This window comes from Thermotoga profunda AZM34c06 (assembly GCF_000828675.1).
Taxonomy (GTDB): Bacteria; Thermotogota; Thermotogae; order Thermotogales; family DSM-5069; genus Pseudothermotoga_B; species Pseudothermotoga_B profunda.
In genome coordinates this window covers 810,627-830,912 of record NZ_AP014510.1, presented here as the reverse complement: position 1 = coordinate 830,912, position 20,286 = coordinate 810,627, and the positions used below count along the sequence as shown (strand labels likewise).

At 38.3% G+C, this 20,286-nt stretch carries 23 protein-coding genes and 1 pseudogene; 8 read left to right on the top strand and 16 right to left on the bottom strand.

The window, feature by feature from the left end:
- The first annotated feature begins 97 nt into the window (after nt 1–97).
- The gene (locus TSP02S_RS11020) at nt 98–262 is read left to right on the top strand and encodes a hypothetical protein (protein ID WP_171816317.1); all 165 of its coding nucleotides are present in this window, start codon (nt 98–100) and stop codon (nt 260–262) included.
- Nucleotides 263–535: 273 nt separating this feature from the next.
- Here the strand turns inward: TSP02S_RS11020 and TSP02S_RS03995 are convergent, their stop codons facing one another.
- From TSP02S_RS03995 to TSP02S_RS03970, 7 genes are all read right to left on the bottom strand, one after another.
- Nucleotides 536–2,389, bottom strand: a complete 1,854-nt coding sequence (locus TSP02S_RS03995) for a TRAP transporter permease (RefSeq protein WP_041082071.1) — start codon at nt 2,387–2,389, stop codon at nt 536–538.
- A 47-nt stretch (nt 2,390–2,436) separates the two neighbouring features.
- Nucleotides 2,437–3,402, bottom strand: a complete 966-nt coding sequence (locus TSP02S_RS03990; RefSeq protein WP_041082070.1) for a TAXI family TRAP transporter solute-binding subunit — start codon at nt 3,400–3,402, stop codon at nt 2,437–2,439.
- A gap of 80 nt (nt 3,403–3,482) precedes the next feature.
- Nucleotides 3,483–3,608: a hypothetical protein gene (locus TSP02S_RS11175; RefSeq protein ID WP_269763777.1), complete on the bottom strand. Its 126-nt coding sequence runs from the start codon at nt 3,606–3,608 to the stop codon at nt 3,483–3,485.
- 108 nt (nt 3,609–3,716) lie between these two features.
- Nucleotides 3,717–3,953 (bottom strand): UDP-N-acetyl glucosamine 2-epimerase, encoded by a 237-nt coding sequence (locus TSP02S_RS03985; RefSeq protein WP_144380720.1) that lies wholly within the window; start codon nt 3,951–3,953, stop codon nt 3,717–3,719.
- A gap of 48 nt (nt 3,954–4,001) precedes the next feature.
- A complete protein-coding gene (locus tag TSP02S_RS11170; RefSeq protein ID WP_269763776.1) occupies nt 4,002–4,127 on the bottom strand; it encodes a hypothetical protein in 126 nt (41 codons plus the stop codon).
- A 241-nt stretch (nt 4,128–4,368) separates the two neighbouring features.
- Nucleotides 4,369–5,061, bottom strand: a complete 693-nt coding sequence (locus TSP02S_RS03975) for a class I SAM-dependent methyltransferase (protein WP_041082065.1) — start codon at nt 5,059–5,061, stop codon at nt 4,369–4,371.
- Nucleotides 5,062–5,076: 15 nt separating this feature from the next.
- Nucleotides 5,077–6,432: a glycosyltransferase gene (locus TSP02S_RS03970; RefSeq protein ID WP_041082063.1), complete on the bottom strand. Its 1,356-nt coding sequence runs from the start codon at nt 6,430–6,432 to the stop codon at nt 5,077–5,079.
- Nucleotides 6,433–6,543: 111 nt separating this feature from the next.
- Here TSP02S_RS03970 and TSP02S_RS11200 point away from each other — a divergent pair.
- The 3 genes and pseudogenes from TSP02S_RS11200 to TSP02S_RS03960 form a co-directional block, all read left to right on the top strand.
- Nucleotides 6,544–6,621 (top strand): annotated as a pseudogene (locus tag TSP02S_RS11200) (hypothetical protein); the annotation flags it as partial.
- Nucleotides 6,622–6,802: 181 nt separating this feature from the next.
- Nucleotides 6,803–6,952 carry a hypothetical protein gene (locus tag TSP02S_RS11100; protein WP_232503761.1) on the top strand — a complete coding sequence of 50 codons (150 nt, stop codon included), beginning with the start codon at nt 6,803–6,805 and terminating at the stop codon, nt 6,950–6,952.
- A 332-nt stretch (nt 6,953–7,284) separates the two neighbouring features.
- On the top strand, nt 7,285–8,460 hold the full coding sequence (locus tag TSP02S_RS03960; RefSeq protein WP_041082060.1) for an ATP-binding protein: 1,176 nt from the start codon (nt 7,285–7,287) through the stop codon (nt 8,458–8,460).
- Between the two features lie 66 nt (nt 8,461–8,526).
- On the opposite strand, the gene TSP02S_RS03955 is transcribed toward TSP02S_RS03960, so the two are convergent.
- The 7 genes from TSP02S_RS03955 to TSP02S_RS03925 are packed head-to-tail and all read right to left on the bottom strand — an operon-like array spanning nt 8,527 to nt 15,720.
- Nucleotides 8,527–9,618: a glycosyltransferase gene (locus tag TSP02S_RS03955; RefSeq protein WP_041082058.1), complete on the bottom strand. Its 1,092-nt coding sequence runs from the start codon at nt 9,616–9,618 to the stop codon at nt 8,527–8,529.
- A 33-nt stretch (nt 9,619–9,651) separates the two neighbouring features.
- Entirely contained in the window at nt 9,652–11,109 is a 1,458-nt protein-coding gene (locus TSP02S_RS03950; RefSeq protein WP_171816316.1) for a lipopolysaccharide biosynthesis protein, read from the bottom strand.
- Between the two features lie 25 nt (nt 11,110–11,134).
- Complete coding sequence (gene rfbB / locus TSP02S_RS03945) at nt 11,135–12,205, bottom strand: dTDP-glucose 4,6-dehydratase (RefSeq protein WP_041082054.1); 1,071 nt, start codon at nt 12,203–12,205, stop codon at nt 11,135–11,137.
- Between the two features lies 1 nt (nt 12,206).
- Nucleotides 12,207–12,782 carry an acyltransferase gene (locus TSP02S_RS03940; RefSeq protein ID WP_041082052.1) on the bottom strand — a complete coding sequence of 192 codons (576 nt, stop codon included), beginning with the start codon at nt 12,780–12,782 and terminating at the stop codon, nt 12,207–12,209.
- 3 nt (nt 12,783–12,785) lie between these two features.
- The gene (locus TSP02S_RS03935; protein ID WP_041082051.1) at nt 12,786–13,868 is read right to left on the bottom strand and encodes a DegT/DnrJ/EryC1/StrS family aminotransferase; all 1,083 of its coding nucleotides are present in this window, start codon (nt 13,866–13,868) and stop codon (nt 12,786–12,788) included.
- On the bottom strand, nt 13,865–14,737 hold the full coding sequence (gene rfbA, locus TSP02S_RS03930; RefSeq protein ID WP_041082049.1) for a glucose-1-phosphate thymidylyltransferase RfbA: 873 nt from the start codon (nt 14,735–14,737) through the stop codon (nt 13,865–13,867). The genes TSP02S_RS03935 and rfbA overlap by 4 nt, the downstream gene beginning before the upstream one ends.
- A gap of 23 nt (nt 14,738–14,760) precedes the next feature.
- Nucleotides 14,761–15,720: a TDP-N-acetylfucosamine:lipid II N-acetylfucosaminyltransferase gene (locus tag TSP02S_RS03925; protein ID WP_232503793.1), complete on the bottom strand. Its 960-nt coding sequence runs from the start codon at nt 15,718–15,720 to the stop codon at nt 14,761–14,763.
- A gap of 978 nt (nt 15,721–16,698) precedes the next feature.
- On the opposite strand from TSP02S_RS03925, the gene TSP02S_RS03915 reads away from it, so the two are divergent.
- From TSP02S_RS03915 to TSP02S_RS03900, 4 genes are read left to right on the top strand one after another with little or no spacing between them, the layout of a single operon-like run.
- Nucleotides 16,699–16,893: a DUF1659 domain-containing protein gene (locus tag TSP02S_RS03915; RefSeq protein ID WP_041082043.1), complete on the top strand. Its 195-nt coding sequence runs from the start codon at nt 16,699–16,701 to the stop codon at nt 16,891–16,893.
- Between the two features lie 13 nt (nt 16,894–16,906).
- Entirely contained in the window at nt 16,907–17,116 is a 210-nt protein-coding gene (locus TSP02S_RS03910; protein WP_041082042.1) for a DUF2922 domain-containing protein, read from the top strand.
- Between the two features lie 12 nt (nt 17,117–17,128).
- Entirely contained in the window at nt 17,129–17,374 is a 246-nt protein-coding gene (locus TSP02S_RS03905; protein WP_041082040.1) for a hypothetical protein, read from the top strand.
- A complete protein-coding gene (locus tag TSP02S_RS03900) occupies nt 17,353–17,727 on the top strand; it encodes a hypothetical protein (RefSeq protein WP_171816315.1) in 375 nt (124 codons plus the stop codon). Before TSP02S_RS03905 ends, TSP02S_RS03900 begins: the two co-directional genes overlap by 22 nt.
- A gap of 152 nt (nt 17,728–17,879) precedes the next feature.
- On the opposite strand, the gene wecB is transcribed toward TSP02S_RS03900, so the two are convergent.
- Nucleotides 17,880–18,932, bottom strand: a complete 1,053-nt coding sequence (gene wecB, locus TSP02S_RS03895) for a non-hydrolyzing UDP-N-acetylglucosamine 2-epimerase (RefSeq protein WP_041082036.1) — start codon at nt 18,930–18,932, stop codon at nt 17,880–17,882.
- 41 nt (nt 18,933–18,973) lie between these two features.
- Nucleotides 18,974–20,281 (bottom strand): glycosyltransferase family 4 protein, encoded by a 1,308-nt coding sequence (locus TSP02S_RS03890; protein ID WP_041082034.1) that lies wholly within the window; start codon nt 20,279–20,281, stop codon nt 18,974–18,976.
- Between the last annotated feature and the right edge of the window lie 5 nt (nt 20,282–20,286).

The window sequence follows — 20,286 nt, the reverse complement described above, 5'->3', positions numbered from 1 at the left end:
TTTCATAGGCAAGGTTATTTTGTTAAATATATACATCCGTATACTATATATTGGGAGAAATACCCGGGTGCTCCCAAAAATTTAAGGAGGTGTTATGGTGAAACAACTCAGAATCGTTTACAACACAGGTGAACTGTCACAGACAGGCCGTCCTATCTTGCGCAGAAACAATATCGATGTAGAAGATTCTGTCGATCCTTCAAAGGCTTTGCAGATCGCTCAGGTTATAGATGATACTACAAATATATCTTGTGGAAGATGAAATCTTAGACCAATGTTCATGTGAATAGAGATTAGAACATCGATTAATTTGAAAAGATAATATCTTACTGTTTTTCTTAATAACTTTTAAGTTTTGTATGAATAGATCATCGAAAATTCTGATTTTTCATGTGAATGATCCTTCGAATTTAGAAAAAGTGAAGTTGTCTAACTAAGATTATCGAAACACGTCAGCATGCGAAATGGAAAGACAGCTTGCGAAAAGTTGAAAGTCTTCGTCGAACAATGAAAGAAAGGCGCCTGTAGGCGCCTCTTATTTTGATTTCTTCAAATATGTTGTCACGTAGAAGGCCACGAAGGCAAGGATAGAGGCAAGCCTGAGCCAGAAAATTGGGAACAACGTGAACACTCCCAAAACAGTTAACAACACTCTCATTGGTACTTTCAATTGTACTTTGAAGAAACCTTCGAATGCATAACTCAGGGCGAAAGCAGAAACGATGCCTGCGATAAGAGCGAAAAGGGTTTTCGCCAAGCTGGCCCTAAGAAGAAAACTTGTGTCATACATGAATGCGAATGCTACGATCATGGCGATCAAGCCCAATCTGAATGCTTGATAACCCGTTTGAGATGGCTTTGCACCCGAAATAGAGCTGGCAGCATAGGCAGCGAGTGCCACTGGTGGTGTGATTGCAGAGAACACAGCAAAGTAGAAAACGAACATATGTGATGCCAAAGTATCGAATCCCAACTTCACAAGCGCGGGCACTGCCAAAGCCGATGCAACGATGTACGCAGCCGTGGTAGGAAGTCCCATACCCAAAACAATCGCCATGAGCATCACCATAATCAATGCGAGGAACGGAATGTTATGTGCGAGTGAGAAAATGAAACCCACTAATTTGAAACCAATGCCCGTCAAAGTGACAGCACCGACGACTATGCCTGCCGTGGCGCAAGCGATCGCCACAACGAAAACATTTTTCGAGCCATCATAGATGGCGTTCAAAATGCCCCTTGGTCCCATGCGGTGCTTTTTGTCCAGTAGAGAAACGAACCAACTGCTCACAATACCCCACGTGGCCGCAGTCATAGGTGTGTAACCTCTCATGATGAGCACGACGAGCAATGCTATAGGAAAGAGTACGTAAAGCTTTTTCAAAACTTGTTTTATAGGCGGTATCATCTCGCTTGGAAGACCTTTCAGATTGAGCTTTGAAGCCCTGGCATGAACGGACATGAAGACATAGAAATAATAGAGAAACGCTGGGATGAGCGCAGCGATCATCACTTGTTTGTAAGGAATACCCAGAAATGACGCCATGATGAACGCAGCTGCACCCATGATCGGCGGCATGATTTGGCCACCACTACTCGCTACCGCTTCTACAGCTCCAGCGAAGACTGGCGAAAAGCCGAGCTGTTTCATCATGGGTATAGTGAACGTACCCGTCGCATAGACGTTCGCTACAGCCGAACCAGAGATACTACCGAACAGGCTAGAGCTCACCACCGCGATCTTCGCCGGCCCACCTGTGGCTTTACCGGCGAGCGATTTGGACAGATCCATGAAATATTCCCCAATTCCACTGTGTTCGAGAAAGCCACCAAGGATGAGGAAGATCATAACGAATGTGGCTGAAACACCCAAAGGTGTAGAGAATATGCCTTCACCTGTTAGATACAAATGTTCCACTATCCTATCGTACGTGACATACATGCCTTTGAACTGGCCAGGCAGGAGGTGCCCAGCGTACATATAAAGGATAGAAGCAGCTGCAAGAATTGTGAGCGCGAGTCCAACGATTCTGCGTGTGGCTTCGAGTATCAAGACGATGAGCAATGTACCAAGTAAGATCTGTGCAACTGTAACTTCTTCCACCTGGACCATACGATAGATGATCTTCTCGTAATTTATGATCGCATACAGACATGGAGAGATCGCAAGTACGAACAAAAGCCAATCGTACCAAGGCACTCTGTCCTTTGGACTTTTCTGGGTAGCAGGATAGAAAATGAACGCGAGTGGGAGAGCAAATATCAAATGGATGTTCCTCTGAAGGTATGCTTCAAAGGTGCCAAATATCGCTGTATAGATGTGGAATATTCCCATCGCTATAAGCGAAAAGAAAGCAAAAAAATAAGTCGCTCCTGTGAGTTTACGCATTAAGATTCACCCCTATGAAAGAAAGGGGGTTCATGCCCCCTCACACTTCACTTCTGATTTTTCTCTGACCAGAACTTCACTGCACCTGGATGTGCAGGCACACCCTCGCTGATGGCTTCACTCGGATTCAATTCAGCCACGTCCACGAAAGCTTTCGCGATCTGTTCTTTGTTGTTCCAAAGCGCTTCAGCCAGTTTGTAGACCAAATCTTCTGGCAGACTTTCGCGGGCTACTATGCACACATAATCACCAACAGTCGAAACGGGTTCAGTGACACTCTTGTAGACACCTGGTTCTATGTAAAACTTCGTAGTTCCCAGGTACTGGGCCAATTTTTGGAGCGCCTCATCATCCACTGGAAGGATGACAACATCGATTCTGCTCTCTATGTCCATGACGACGGAAGCCACACGACTGATTTGAAACGCGAACATGTCTAAATGGTTGTCACACAACAAATTAGCGCCATCTGTGTAAGAAGCAAACTCAACCCTGCCACCCCAAGATTTGATGTCTGACCAGCTGACACCGTAACCTTTTTCAAACAGTACGCGTGTGACGAACTCTGATGTGGTACCTGGCGTGAGCGTTGCGAACCTGATGGGCAACTTTTTCTTTATAACATCTCCCAAAGTCTTGATGCCATTCTTAGTCGCATAATCTTTCCTCATAATAAAGTAAGCGTATTGCCTGTAGATGTTTGCAAGCAGCATGGTGCCTTTCACCGGTTCTTTGAAGGGGTCTAATCCCTTGATTGCGGCTGTGAAACCAGACAATGTGGTGAACCCTAGATCTGCTTGACTCCTGGAGATAGTCAAAATGTTGGCAGTACCACCACCTGTGCCACTGGTCGTGGATATAACTGCTTGGCTCCATATACCTGCGAGCGTACCACCCAGTGCGAACCAAGTTCCTCCGGACGGACCAGAGACGAACCTCAGCTGTGATGGCCACTGTGCCGCGAATGCCACAAAGAACAAACCCATGAGCAAGACAAAGAAAAATTTCTTCATGTTTTCACCTCCGGAAGATGTGCGGATCACAGTGTATATTTTACAACATTGAAGCATATAACACAAATAAGATTAATACATTAGAAGCGGTTGGGACTAAAAATCACACACTCTTCCAATATCTTCAATGCGAGTTTTTTGTTTGACAGTTTCTCATCTCTCACCAAGCCCGTACCTATGATTTCATCCACTGTGACCTGTGGCACCACAACAGGAACTCCAATCAGGTATCGTACCAAGCAGCCATCGCATGATCAACACGATCAGAAGAAAGATAGTCATTTTATGCGTAGTATTTATGTTTTGAATTTCCATCAGTTGCTGTTATATCGAACAATCAACTCAGCGATTTTTCTTCCAGCTTGTCCATCCCCATAAAGATTTTCTGGATAATCAGTTGGTTTCATAAGTAATTCAAACTTTTCTGTCAAATCTTCTGGATCACTCAACACATTATGAACTAAAATTTCTTGTATATATTTGCTGCCTTTTTCTATTGCTTTCAAATAAATGTTTGTTCTCAATATTATGGTTAGAATTGCCTCCTGCAAATATTACCGCTTCTATTCTTCCACCAATCTGAAGAAAATTTTCATAACTTATCGTTCCTGAATATTCAACTGCATGTGTAAAGTAAACAGAAACAACTTCAAAACCACCTTTAAGTAAATACTCCACCAATTCTGTCCTATGAATCCACTTGCTCCAAGAACCACCACTTTCATTTCATTATCCCCTCATACCACCTTATCACTTCTTTCAACCTTTCTTTCAGTGGTACCTTCTGTTGCCAACCTAATTTCCTCAATCTCTCATTTGAGAATCTCTTCCTTCCAGATATGAACTTGTCAGGTAGTTCAACTACGGGTCGATGGTAGGGCGACCCCTTGCGAGAGTAGGTAATGCCCAGGCTTGATATATCCCAAACAACCCCCTCTGCTAATACAGTGGGGGTTTTTGTTTTAATCAAATCTGCGCAATCAAAACCAGATCCTCTCTGAGAATAGGAATTTTGGAAAGAAGGTAAAAGTCTTTTTGGTTGTAATAGCTATTGACGAAATATAAGTTTTGTATCACTAAACCAGCTTCAGTTGCTACTTTCATAAGTGTATAAGGTGTAAACCAATACCGATGGTCCGTGTTGATTGTTTCAATTCCACGGAGTGCAAATTCAAAATTAGCCAATCTAAGTGCATTGGGAGTTGTTATAACCAGTGAGCGACAAATAAGTGACAATTTATTTTTTATTTTACTCAGGAACAATACTGGATTGTTAACATGTTCGATAACTTCACCGAGAATTGCTATGTCGAAGTTCTTTTCTAAAAGATCCGTAGGAAGTTCTTCGGTTATTATATCCAGACAATACACATTAGAGATTCCAAGTTCTTTCCTCACGTACTCTACACTGTCACAATTAATATCTATTCCATAGCAGCTTTGTGAGACATCTAAAAGCCTTTTGTGAAGCCAGAGATTGTTCTTGATTTTCTCATTAATCACATCTTTGTGGTCCGCAAAACCTATGTGAAGAACTCGCTTACTCACGCAGAGCTTTTCAAGAAACTCTAATCGCGTTGTATAAGGTTGATCTGGAAAAGATATTTGAAGACCGTTTGAAAATTCCTTTCCACTCAAATAATCCATTAAAGAAGCCATAGTTCTTTTTCCTCCTTATAGAGTAATAATCAAATATAGTATTTTCTCCATCTGCCTTTCAAGAGAATAATTGTCCTCCACATGTTTTCTATATCTTTCTGAAGAGTACTCAGATTCTATTATCTTCGGAATTTCAAAGATGAAGTTGTACACAAGCTTTTCTGGCCATTGCACTTTAGCTCCTTCATAATTATGAATGATAGGCTTAATGCCCCTTGCCATTGCTTCCATTATGTTGTACGGATGACCTTCGTGGATGCTCGTAGACAGAATATAGTTTTTATCTTCCAAGAATTTGGCTATGTCTTTAATGTGCCCGTAGAGTTTGACGTTCTCTTCAAGGTCTGCTTCTTTAATGAAATGTTCAAAATAATTCTGGTAGTGAATTTCTTGAAAGGAACCAGCTATATGCAGTGTGTAACGTGGATCTATTTGTTTGAGATAGCCTATTACTTGAAGCCAAGCGGCTGGATCTTTCCTATGATTTATCAGTGCAACGATAGCTATGTTGTATCCGTGGCCACGTGGTCTAAAATCGAATTTACAAAGATCCAAACCGTTTGGCACGACGACAATTTTATCACGAAATTTTTCATAGGCATTTGAGTGATATTCTTTTAAAACATCACCTATGTGTTCGGCAACAAGTATCAACCTATCCACGTTTTTCCAATTTATGTTTCTTGTATAATTTGCGAAGGCTTCGTAACGGTGTAGGCGGCAAATTATCTTTTTTGTGCCTTTCGGAAGGTTGTTTGTTATCGCAACAGCCATTTCGTTTGCCCATTCAAGCCAGACTATATCTGCCCAGCTGTAAGCTTCCTGAATCTCCTTCGAATCAGCGCTTACCACCAGTTTTACGTCATATACATGTGATAATATCTCGGATATATTGTGAATAAAGTTATCAAGTCCCGGGAGGCACAATATGGCAAACTTCTTTCCTGTGTGGTATTGGTTTCTCAAGGAATCGTACTTAGTTTTCAATTCTGATAAATTGGACATATCGTAGGCTTTCTTGTAATAGTGAAGAGCCATTGGCATGTTTCCTGATTTGAATTGAGTATCTCCAAGCATATCCCAAATTTCCCATGATTTGTCACTTATTCTTGTAAGGTACCTCCAAGATTCAAAATATTCGCCTTTTTCAAACAATACTTTTGCATAATTGAATAACACATCGTTGTGAGTTGGAGCGATTTCCAAAGCGTTTTTAAAATCCTTAAGTGCATCGTCTAAGTTATTTTCATAGAAATTGATTATTCCAAGGATATTCAACCTTTCGATATCGCTTTCTATACTTTGTGCCAGCTGTTTTGCCGCAGAAAAGTCCTTTTTCTCTATGAGTTTTATAACATCTTCAAATTTCATGTCTTATACCCCCTCTGTAGCTATCAATCAAATTGTTCTCTGGTCGTATCCAAAAAACCTAAAATTTTTTCCAACAATTCCGAAACATTAACGCGCTGACGAAACATCACGATGACAAACATGCATATGAGTGAGACACTTGAAAGACTTTCATCAGGTCCGAGGATCAACAAAGCAGAAGACGATGCAAAGTAATGGTTCTTGCTTTCCCACAACAAGAAAGTAAATTTCTGGATTCTTTTTCCGTGCTCGCTGGCCCACAAAAAGATTGTATCCTTAACATTTGGAAAGATAAAAGATTTAAATCCATAATGTTTTCATCTTCCCTCATAGACAAAAATTGATTATCTGAAAATTTTTCAATTCTTTCTTGAAAATCACACTAAATGCAATTTTACAAGAGCTTCTTTCAATCTATTTCAGAAAACTCATAGAAAAAACTATTGCAATCCCAAATGAACCACAATATTTTTCAATCCTCCTTCAAAGTCTATTTCCGCTTGCAACCAGAGTTCTTTAACGAAGAGGAAGGATATCTTGCCTTTGAAGGTATTAAATTAGAAATCATCGGGAAAAAGAAATCCTCAAAATCAAGGGATTTTGTACTCCAAACACTGGACAGACTCAACAACTGGCAAAAGAAGAAACTAAACTTTCTCTTGCTTGGATTCATTTATCAACCTTTCGGCAATATTTATAGCCTGACAGTACCTAAATCGTTTCAATACAAAACTGAAATAAGTTATTTTCGTTTTGATATAAAACTATAATAGTGTTCTTTGTAATAAATCGTTTTACATTAAAACTATTTATGATACAATCAGTTTTGAACAATATCCAGGAGGTGTTAGGATGGATCTAAATCAAATAATTGAAAGGCTTGAACTACGTACAACAAGGCTAACAAACTTCTTGCCAGAAAGGAAACGATTGTTTTTCAAGCAGCTTGAAGCGAAATTTCAAAACAGGGCAATACTACTTCATGGTCCACGAGGTGTTGGCAAAACCACCTTCCTGCTTCTCATGGCAAAAAGGCACAACTTGTTGTATATCTCGGGCGATGATCCGCTCCTTTTAACTGTACCTCTGCAAGATTTACTCGAAACGATTCTCATAAACTACCCGGGTGTTATCATCGACGAAATTCACTTTATGCCAAATTGGTCCGCCATGCTGAAGTTCTTGTACGATTCCTTTCCAAACAAAACGATCTGGATTTCCGACAGTAGTTCTGTGTTACTGAGAAAAAGCGTGGACGATCTTTCAAGGCGATTTGTGCTTTTGAAACTTCCATTGATGTCTCTAAGAGAGTACATACATTTCGAAGCGGGCATTGATTTAGAAGTATTAGATTCACCGTTCGAAAACCTCGCCGAATACACTTCTGAAATCTTAAGGCAAGTAGACATATTGAACTTTTTCAAAGACTATCGCGAAAAAGGCACCAGACCGTTCTACATCGAAGGGAATTTCAAAGAGAAGCTATTGAACACCCTTGAAAAAACGATATACTACGACATAACACACCTGCTAAACGTTGTTCATGAAAATCACTTTGGAGTGATGAAAGCGATAATCAGCCACCTTGCATACTCTAAAATCCAAACATTTAACGTCGAATCAATGTGCAGGCAGTGGGCTATAGGAAAGCCTAAATTGTACGAACTTCTTCACGCTATGGAAGAATCCGGCGTGATAAATATAGCCTACAAAGACAAGATTGAAAAGCCATACTCTAAGGGCGCGAAGATTTTCTTTGCCGATCCAGCCTTGTACTATGCCCTTGAAGGGGAAATTGGAAACTTCAGAGAAGCCTTCACAATCTTTGCACTTAAAGAGAGGGGAAAGATCTTAGCCAGCAAAAATGAAGAGGAGGCAGATTTCATATTCGAAGGTGCAAAAGTTGTAAAGCTTGAAATCTGGGGAAAAAATAAACGATCAAAATCAAGTGACTTTGTCGTTAGAGATGATATCGATCTTCCCATAAGAAACACAATACCCCTGTGGACACTTGGCATGTTGTGGTAAAAAATCTTCATCTTGTCACCGTCGACAAGCTCGACAAACACCGTACAGGCTCGACAACAGATAACCTCAACTTAAGATAAAACTCAAGAGCTCGTCTTTTTTCGCCTCATCAAATACAAACATGTGCTGGTATTTTTTCACATTATTAATCAATGCTTGGTAATTTTCATAAGCATCCAGTATCTTCTTCACAGAACCATTTACATCCTTAGGATCAATCACCACACCTATGCCGTACTTCTCTACTTCTTTTACCATCGACACAAACGTATTCTTCACTATAACAGGCACTCCAGCTGCAAGTGAATCGTAATACTTGTTTGGTAGTGCGAATATATCGTTTTTGTAATTTTCATAGCCGATCGTATTGTACGAAATAAGGGAAAAAGTACATTTTGAAAGTTCTTTCATCATCTCTTCGTATGGCATAAAGGCTTTGTACTCATGTGGAATATCACTTAGCACACCCAAATCCATACCTATTAACTTGACCCTAAACCCGTGCTCAATTAACTTCTTCAAAATTCCCTTCTCATGTTCCATACCCCTCGATACTTTTCCAACAATGCATATCTCCTTCTCCCTTTTCTCCGAGAAAAACACATCATCTGCATAATTTGGAAAAACAAGATAGGGCTTGTCAATTGAAAGCCTTTTGTACACATCTTCCTGCATTTCTTTGGAAACAAAAATAACCTTGTCTGACAAAGTCAATTGTTTTTTGAATATATTCAATACAACCTTTTCTTTCAAATACTTTAAGACCCCTTTTAGCGCATTCAAGAAATTTTCAGGGTGATACTCGTGCACATCGTATACAATCATCTTTCCTCTTCTCTTTGCCACCTCAAAAGCCTTAACGGGCAAACTTGCCAAGAAATGGTGAAAGTACACAACATCGTATTCAAAGTTCTCGATCATATCCAAAATTAATCTGTCAAACTTTATCCTTCTCATGTATTCCACTATATAGTTGCCCTTTGTATTTTTCGTGTATTTCACTGGCATATATCTGACATTACCATCGACGTACTCCTTCTCATCTTTGTCTGTCCAGTATTGATAGATCACCTCGCACCTTTCTGACAATGCTCTTACCGTTCGAAATACCCTTTTATCATTTTTAGGATGCATGTACCCTATCACGAGGATTTTCATATGATTTCCTCCTGTTTCATATAACCTTAAAGTTCATACGCCTCTTCGTCTCTCGTTAACAAACCTCTTCAACATTACAATCGCTTCCTTAGATTCTCTCAACAACACTTTTCTATAAACTAATCCTATACCACAAACCGTTAACAAACCAACAACCACATTCAACAACAAATTCCTATTCATCGTCGCAAAATAACATTGAAATACCAACAAAACCGTTGATGCATAAATCTTTCCAAGTTCATAATCCACCGGATACAACTTTGTGCTTATCTTTGTCCTCAAAGTAAAGAACAACACATAACTTAATCCCGTTGAAATTGCCGCACCTTTTGCACCAAGTAGTGGTACAAGCAAAATGTTTCCCAGCACATTTGTCGTACTTGTAAACACAGAAATAACAAAGTGCCAGTAGGTCTTTTTCATAAAATTAATACCCAAAACCGTTGTTTCGGATATAGAATACATAACCGGCCCAAGAACAAGAAACGGTGCAATGTATGCCGAGGGTCTATAATTTCTTGAAACAATCAAGAAAATAACATCCTTACCAAGTACAACAACACTTGCAAATAAAAACATCAAGACTGAAATGATTTCATTCATCTTCTTGTACAAATGCTTGTCGTCTGGATCTTTCTGAAACTGTTCGTATGATACCGGGACCCAAAAAGTTGTAAAACCAGCCTGGATCAAGTTCATTGCGCTGACAACCTTGAAAGCCGCGGTGTACAGACCAACTTCATCGAAAGACGTCATTGCTCGAAGGGTTAATCGATCGATAGATTGAAAAACCCACAGTAACAAGGAGGTTGGTACAAACGGAATGCCATACAAAACAACCTTTTTCAAAATATCCATTTGCCACTTAACAGGTTTCCAATAATCCGTTTCAAATGCGACACCTATTGCAAACGCACCAATATTGGCAACAATTTGCCCAACAACAATAGAATAAAAATTCCTGGCGAAGATCAGTGAAAAAGAAAGAACACCGGCAAAATTAAAAAGATTAAATAATACTTGTATAAACGAATACCGCCATCCCATCTGCTTCATCCTGATTGAGTACATGTTATAAATTTGCAGAAGACCCGTGAAAAGTGAAAAAATCAAAAGAAGAATTATCTTACTATCGCACTCACCTACAATCAGTTTCGAAATGTTGCGTGAGAAAAACATCAACACAATCGAAATCATAGCAAGCAACCATAACCCTGGCCACATGCAATTCCATAAAAGTTTCTTTCGATCGGTTTCGGAAAACTCGTAGAAAAACCGCACATAAGACTGCTCTGTTCCCAAACGGACTACAATTAGTAAGATAGAGTATACTAAAGTATAAATACTTGCCTTTCCGAATTCCTTAGGTGAGATAAGAAAGGTAACTACTGGAGTTGTAATAAATGACAAAAGTGCATTAGCCCATGTACCTACAGAAAAACTAACAAAAGATTTCAAATAACGCTCTTTACTCATTGCCCTTTTCACCTTTTTGTTTATCTATTTAACTATCCTAAACTCTCTTCTGGACAACGTAATTTTTCTCGTACCAATTCGAATATTCACCACTAAGTATCTTTTCAAACCAAGATTCATTACTCAAATACCACCTAACCGTATCCTTCAACCCTTCCTCAAAATCTATTTCTGGTTGCCAACCAAGTTCCCTTCTGATTTTGCCACTATCTATTGCATATCTTCTGTCGTGTCCTGGTCTGTCTTTCACATATCTTATCAAGCTTTCGTTTATCTCCTCATCACCTGTTTCTTCCCTTACCAGTTCTATTATTTTTTTGACTATCCATATATTCTCCCTTTCATTTTCCGCACCAATGTTATATATTTCCCCTACTTTACCTTGCTGAATCACTTTATCTATAGCATTGCAATGATCTCTTACATGGATCCAATCCCTTACGTTCTTTCCATCTCCATATACGGGCAGCGGTTTGTGGTCCTTTGCACTTATTATCATTAGCGGTATCAATTTTTCTGGAAATTGGTACGGTCCATAATTGTTGGAACACCTGGTGACATTAACAGGCATACCATATGTTTCATAGTACGCTAATACCAACATATCTGCTGCAGCTTTACTTGCCGAGTACGGACTTCTCGGTGAAAGTGGCGTGCTCTCGGTAAATCTGCCAGTTGGTCCCAAGCTGCCATAGACCTCGTCTGTTGATATCTGGACGAACCTTTTACCACTCTTCCATCCCTGTTCACTTTTCCAATACTTCCTTGCAACATCTAAAAGATTTTGAACACCGAGTACGTTGGTTTCCAAAAAGACCCTCGGCGTATATATAGACCTATCCACATGACTCTCAGCAGCAAAATTTACAACAACATCTATATCGTACGTTTGGAATATATGTTCAACTAACTCGGTATTATTTATATCACTCTTTATGAACACAAACCTCTCCTTTTGATCATCAGAAAGTTTTGAAAGATTATCAAGATTCCCCGCATACGTTAACTTATCAAGCCCTATAATCTTTCGATCTTTATATCTCTCAAGATAGTAATACACAAAATTACTCCCTATGAAACCACAGCAACCAGTAACAAGGACCGTCAACTTACTCACCTCTGTTCAATTCTCTTAGTAATTCCTTTTCAAGTTCCAATAGATTTCGCTTTCTCTCCTTTATCGGTTTTGCTGGAATACCAACCGCTATCACCCAATCTGGTATATCTTTCGTTACCAAGCTCATGGCACCAACAGAAGCCCCTTCTCCAATTGTTACACCAGGCAGTATTGTTGTTCCTGTTCCAATAATTGCATGTCTTTTTATCAACACAGGTGCATGTGTAACTTTCCTGTATTTACTCGGTACCGTTGGATTTGTCAAAAACTCTCCACCGTAGTCTTCATTAAGAGTATATACGGCTACTCTGCTTGATAATCCAGAGAAATCCTCCATTACTATTCCTGCGTCTCCGCCGAACAAGAATGTCCCAGCCGCTATATGTATAAAACTACCGAGTTTTATCCTCCCGGACAGTATGCCAAAATCATCTATTCTCACATTATCTCCTATTTCAATATTCTCGGCACCATATATCGATGCTTTCCTGCTTATTAAAACATTCTTGCCTACTGATTTAAAACCTATTTCTTTGAGTTCTTCTTCTGTATAAAATGATGTCTTCATACTCTATACCCCCTTCAACACTTTTCTTATCGTCCCCACTATTCTATCTATTTCCTCGAATTCTAAATCTCCATACAAAGGAAGGTGAAGTATCCTTTTCGAGACATCTTCCGATACAGGTAAGTTCTGATCTCCGAAAACCCTGTTCAACGACGGATAAAAATATTTTCTTGTGTTTACACCGTTCTCCTTCAAATTCTCGTACACAAGGTCACGTTTTTGTTCATTCTCAAATAGCACCGGCATGTATATGTAATTGTATTTCGTTATCCCGGAATTCAATCTTTGAAAGTTGACGTTCTCTGTTCTCAACAGTTCAACGTATTTTTCGTATCTTTCCTTGCGTTTTCTTATCTCTTCATCCACGATTTCCAAATTCAACAATCCCATCGCTGCTTGGAATTCGTTCATCTTCGCATTTATGCCTTTATCCACTATCTGCAAATCCTTGTTGAACCCAAAATTCCTTAACATCTTTGCACGCTCTGCTAGTTGTTCATTTGTTGTAAATATCGCCCCACCTTCTATCGTATGAAATACTTTCGTTGCATGGAAACTGGCTATCGATACATCGCCGAAAGCATACACGGACTTACCTTTGTAATACACATCAAAGCAATGTGCGGCATCATAAATTACCTTCAGATTGTTCCTCCGTGCTATCCCGTCTATTTCTTCAACATTGCATGGATTCCCGAACACATGAACCGGAAGTATTGCTGTTGTCCTGTCACTTACTTTTTCCTCTATTTTTTTCGGGTCAATATTAAACGTCTCAGGTTCAATGTCAACAAACACGGGTCTGTACCTTTGCCATATTATTGAGCTTGCCGTTGCAACAAATGTAAATGGTGTTGTTATTATTTCCGCACCTATTGGAAAATCAAACAACTCAAGCGCTATCAACAGTGCAAGTGTGCCATTCGACACAATAACACACTTAGCTTCAAAACGTTGCTCCAAACTCTTCTCAAGTTCTACCAAATACTCACCGTTGTTCGTTAACCATCGCGTATCCCAAAGCTTTTTTATCTTCTCAACATACTCTCCAAATTCCGGCATCATACTTCTAGTAACGTTTATCATTCTTCTCCCCTCGCTATTTCAAGAATATACCTCCCATATTCTGTATTCTTCATCATTTCCCCAAGTTCTAACAGCTGCGTTCTTGTTATAAATCCCATCCTGTAAGCTATCTCCTCTATACAAGCCACATAAAAACCTTGCATCCTCTGAATTGTGGCAACGAAGTTTGAAGCTTCTAACAAACTTTCCGGAGTCCCGGTATCAAGCCAAGTAAAGCCCCTTCCAAAGGCCTCTACCCTAAGTTTGCCCATTCTTAAATACTCTCTATTCACATCCGTTATCTCTAACTCTCCACGTGCTGATGGTTTTACTGATTTGGCTATCTCAACAACTTGGTTATCGTAAAAGTAAACTCCAGGCACCGCAAAATTTGAACGTGGATTTTTCGGCTTTTCCTCCAAACTAATGACTTTTCCATCCTTATCAAACTCAACTACACCAAAATCGGATGGATTCCTAACCGGGTATGCGAAGATTATTGCTCCATTCTGAAGTTTTACACACTTTTGAAGTACGGACGTTAAACCTTGACTGAAAAGAACATTATCACCCAAGACAAGCGACACCGTATCATTTCCAATGAACTCCTCACCTAATATAAATGCCTCCGCTATCCCTCTTGGCTTTTCTTGAATTTTGTATTGAATATTTATTCCAATATGCCCACCATCACCAAGCAATCTTTTGTAAAGCTCTATGAATTCCGGATTTGAAATTATTAGTATATCTCTGATCCCCGCAAGCATGAGTATGGAAAGTGGATAGTATATCATCGGCTTGTCATACACAGGTAAGAGCTGTTTACTTAAAGCTATTGTTAGTGGATACAACCTTGTACCTGAACCACCAGAAAGAATTATGCCTTTCACTTTCTCTACCCCCCATCTGCGAGTTAAGCATTTTTCTGAAATTCATCAAATATACTTTTCCATGATTGTGCGCATCTTTCTTCTGAAAGCTCTCTTTTAATAATTGCTCTGTTTTTCTGTCCTATTTTTTCGTCATACTCAAATAAGTTTCTATCTTCACCAGACAACAATTTGATTGTATCAAATACAATTATGCCGAGTCTACCCAAGAATTTCCAAGTAGATATATCACTTCTAACATATACTTTCTTACCAGCATAAAGCAACGCCAGGATGTTCCCAAGCGCCTGTTGCCTCCGGTGTGCGAAAACTGCTACGTCAACACTGGTGAGTATCTTTGCATACTCTACAGGCGGAAGATAATCCATCAAAGCAATAAATCGTTCTCCAAAGAGTTCTCTACCGTATCTTTCGACCTTTTTTGCATATTCCATATCACCATAAGAAAGTGGACATATAATTTGAAAGTCCTGAATGTCTAATTCTTTGATAATTTTAAAAGCTTCAAAGTGATTATTCGTCTCTGAAGCAGAATTTCCGATCAAGAGCTTTCTAACAGAATTATCATGGTTATCCTCCATCAATTGATCAATAGTCTCAAAATCCACAGGATTTGGATAGAATGCGTATTTATAAACAGCATTTGTTTTATACTTTTCTTTCAAGAATTTATAGTCTTCTTCTAGAAAACAAATTACACTGTGTAATCGTTTGATTAACCTTCTCTTTAAAAATTCTATGAACCTTGCTTTCAAACCATGCTTATCATTCAACCAGTAATTATATAGATCGCCGCCCCAAAGGACCCAAGAAGCTTTTCTTGCAAAACGTGAAAATATATTAAAAAGCGATATGATTTTGATATCAAAAAGACCATGGATAAAAATATAGTCTGACTTTTTTAAAACATCGATAAGATTTTTGAATTCTATGGGATTTAATAATCGGAAACTTTCCACTTTGTTGCTATTAACGTATTTCATAGGCTCTAACGAATGGCTGTGAATAAAAATGTATTTGTTGTTGTACTTTTCAAATTGTCTTTCTACGAAGTCAATGTATTTCTGAGTATATATACTATCCGTTATCAGGTGAAGAAACATTATTAGCCTCCTTCGGTTCACTAATCGATTTTTTACCACACCAATATACTTCTTTCCGCAACTCCCAACTTACTCTTTTCCATTAACCCTATCATAATTAAATAATCTAACGGTTCTAATACAACAAACTCTTTAACCAATTCCTGGAAGGTAAATTTCCTCACTCTTTTCATCACTCTTGGATGTATTGTAAAAACAACCAGAAGCCTTTTCAATATTTCTGTCAATTGAAGTAGTATATTTCTTAGTCCCTCGTAGTCATTTGTAATGTTTGTAACAATTTGTATTTAAAACCAAAACTTAAGCACACCTAAACTAAAGATTTCCATAGTTTTTCCAGCCCGTATATTTCGAAATTAACTTCTCATCATTCGTTCTACCAAATAACTTACTCAGTTGCCATTACTAACGCATGTCAGACAGTTACTACTTACTATCGGTAAGATTTTATCACAAAAGAAAGTGTAGGAGCAAAATTGGTGATAATCAAAATCTTCATATTTACCCCCTAATTAGAAAATCCATAAGATCTTTCCAAAAAATTCTATCACATGAAAATCTATGTTTTTGTCAAATGTGAGAATTGTTGAAGGGTTCGTTTGTTATCTTCAATAACATGCCATTTTAACTAAACTGGTACAGTCACTTTAATACTCATGAATAAAGAACAATCATATCTTGTTTTTCATTAGATTCAACTAAGTTTCAAGATAGGCTTGAATAAAGAGTTTATCTTAGAAAAACGATTCTTTTATCGTTGTTTTCATAGGCAAGGTCATTTTGTTAAATATATACATCCGTATACTATATATTGGGAGAAATACCCGGGTGCTCCCAAAATTTTAAGGAGGTGTTATGGTGAAACAACTCAGAATCGTTTACAACACAGGTGAACTGTCACAGACAGGCCGTCCTATCTTGCGCAGAAACAACATCGATGTAGAAGATTCTGTTGATCCTTCAAAGGCTTTGCAGATCGCTCAGGTTATAGGGGATCTTACAAACTACACCGTTCAAGAAGTTTATTTGATAGTCACCACACAAGTTATGTAAGGAGGTGTGATGAATGAAAAGACTGTTTCTTGATTTTGTAAACCAGCAAGAAGGTAAAAGAAGAAGGATAACCATCCAATCACCAAAAGAAGATCTAACAAGTCAACAAGTTTCTCAAGCAATGGATGCACTCATAACACTTGGAGCTATACCAACTGGTTATGTAAAAGATAGAGCAGCGATAGTAGAAACAAATTCCAATGAGTTCTTCAACCTACTCTGAGGAAGTGGTTAAATGAATTTCTTTGAAGTTTTTCAGATCATAGGTAGAATTGTGGCTTTGGGAGTGTTTCTTGTAGAAAGGCCCAAGGATGGAGTGAAAAAGAAAGAAGAAGTTAAACAGATGGTCTTTGATTTTCTAAGTGATTTCAACATAAGGCTGCCTATACCAGATGTCGTCCTTGATTATGTACTGGATTTCATGATAGATAACTTAGTAGATTTTCTAAACCAAACTCTATGGAAAAAAGAGGCGGCATGAAAAGGAGGAGGGGTCAACCCTCCTCTTTTGAAGAGTACTTTGAAAAGTTTCAACCTTTTCTGAAAAAGATCTGCACAGAGTACTGGAATAAATACTGCTACAGAATAGATTCATGGAATGACCTATACCAAACAATACAGTATTTATTTATCTATGTATACAACACATGGCAGCCTGAAAAAGGATCTTTTGAATTATACTTAGAAACAGTGATGAGGTATAAATTAAAATCAATGCTAAATGGAGAATATGCACCATGGAGTAGTGAAAGTCCATTCACGTTTTTAAAAGATAGAAAAATACAACTATATCTTGTAGAAGATGAAATCTTAGACCAATATTCATATGAATAGAAAAAGCCCCCTTTTGAAGGGGGCTTTTGTTTTGTTCAATCAAAGATCGATTAACTTGAAAAGATAATATCTTACTGTTTTTCTTAATAACCTGTAAACCTTTTATGCATGGTATTTATGTGTCATTTGAATTTCCATCAGATGCTGTTATATCAAACAATCAATTCAACAATTTTCCTTCCAGCTTGTCCATCCCCATAAAGATTTTCTGGATAATCAGTTGGTTTCATAAGTAATTCAAACTTTTCTGTCAAATCTCCTGGCTCACTCAATATGTTCCATCCTACCTCAACAAGTTCTCTCCAACCTGTATCTGGCATGACTACAATAGATCTTTTACCACTCCAATATGCTTCTTTCTGTAATCCCCCTGAGTCTGTTATTACACATTTACTCTTTTCAATCAAACCCATCATGTTTAAATAATCTATTGGTTCTGTCACAAAAATATCATCAATTAATCCTTCAAAACCAAACTCCTTTATCCTTTTCATCGTCCTTGGATGTATTGGAAAGACTACTGGAAGTTTTTTGGATATCTCCACCAATTGAAGTAGTATATTTTTTAGTCTTTCTGGTATATCTGTGTTGAAATCTCTGTGCAACGTGCATACGATAAACTCATTTTCTTTTAAGTTCAAGTTTTTGTATATATCGTATCTAAACAATGGTTTCATTTCCAAAAACAAATCGTACATCACATCACCCACAAAATATACTCCTTCACTTATCCCTTCTCTTTTCAAGTTCTCTACAGCCAACACACTTGGACAAAAAAGTAAAGTTGAAACATGATCAGTCAGCACTCTGTTTATCTCTTCAGGCATATCTTTCGGCTTTTGCCTTATTCCTGCTTCAACATGCGCTACTGGTATCTTTAGTTTTGCCCCAACTATTGCACCTGCAAGTGTTGTGTTCGTGTCTCCGTAGACAATTATTATGTCTGGCTTTTCTTTCAAAACGATCTTTTCAAATTCAATCATTATCTTTCCAGTCATCTCTCCATGCATTCCTGAACCAACATTGAGATAATAATCTGGCTTTCGAATGTCAAGCACTTGAAAAAATATATCTGACATGTTGAAATCGTAATGCTGGCCTGAGTGGACAAGGATTTCTTTTATTCCAACTTTTGAGAATTCTTTGTGGAGTATGGCTTCTTTGATAAATTGCGGACGTGCACCAACGAGAGAGATCAACTTCACGAACCAGAACCCTCCTTTGTTTACTGAAATAAGACCTTATTTCATTTCATTCTTGCTCTTCCTCGACTTAACAATTTCTCAATAAGTTTTATCTCAACTTCCATTCTCCGCTTCCAAGAATAAAGAGTAGTAGGTCTTACATGTCTCTCACTAATATTTTTTTCAAGAATTTCAATTGCTTTGATAGGCCCCTGAATTTCAAACTCCTCTGGTTTAACATAGACAATATTAGGAGTTGCGATTATTCTAGAGTTAGTACCATCGTCAGTAGCCAAAGTAGGAACACCAAGCCATGCAGCTTCTAAAATCTGGTTCCCCAAGTTGGCCTCATCATTAAGAATTAAGTTTAGGTCTGAAATGCACAATAATTTTAGAACCTCTTCATATGGAATAGGTCCTAGGTACCTGAGAAAATTATGAACATTTAACATCTTAGAGTATTCGATGATTTGCTCTTCCAGAGGTCCATTAGCACCGGCCCAAATTAGAAATACTGGTATACCCTTGTCGCGTAATGATTTCAAGAGATAAACAGCTCTGTCAACTCTCTTTGCAGGATATGCTCTGTTGAAGGTTGTCAAAATTTTTGAATCAGTTGGTAGTGAATGCCGTTTCAATACATCATCTCTAAGTACGTTCTTGCACTCGAATGATAATACTCTCTCATCAATTCCATTTAAAAGGAAAATTATTCTATTTCTTGGAAAACCGAGTTGTGTAAGAAGTTTGTTCCCCCCAGTCCCATCATTAGTAATGATTGCCAAATCAGAGGCAACACTGTACGCAATTTTGAAGGGAAAGTATCTATAACTTTTTAATTCGTATTCATGCGCCGCATAGACACCTTGAAAGCGTTTAACAAATGGTATACGAAAGAGCTTGCTTATAAATAACGCCGGAATCACTGAATACACTTCGTACGCGTAAACAATATCTGGTTTGAAAAAAGCTGCAATCAAAATCCCACGAACAGTTTCGAATAGGCTGTAGACGATAAAAAAGATTAAGTTTAACGATCTTACTTCATTCAGAAATCTTTCACGTCGGAAAGTTTGATGCGAGGCATCTAGTTGAAAATTTTCTTTTCTTTGCTTCTTTAAACCGATCTTGGAGATGGTTTTTACCAACACAGCTAGCTTTTCTAAAATTAGAGGTATGCCACGAAATCTGTAATTTTTGAAACCAAGAAGATCCTCAAGTTGATATCTTCGATTTTTGCGTGAAAAGAAACAAAGGTGTACAATTTGCCAATCACTGTTAAGATAACCGATAACAGTATTCCTAAAGGACTGATTACTTCCAGTGACTGGTCCAACAATTCCACTTATCAATAGCATCCTCTTTCTCAACACTT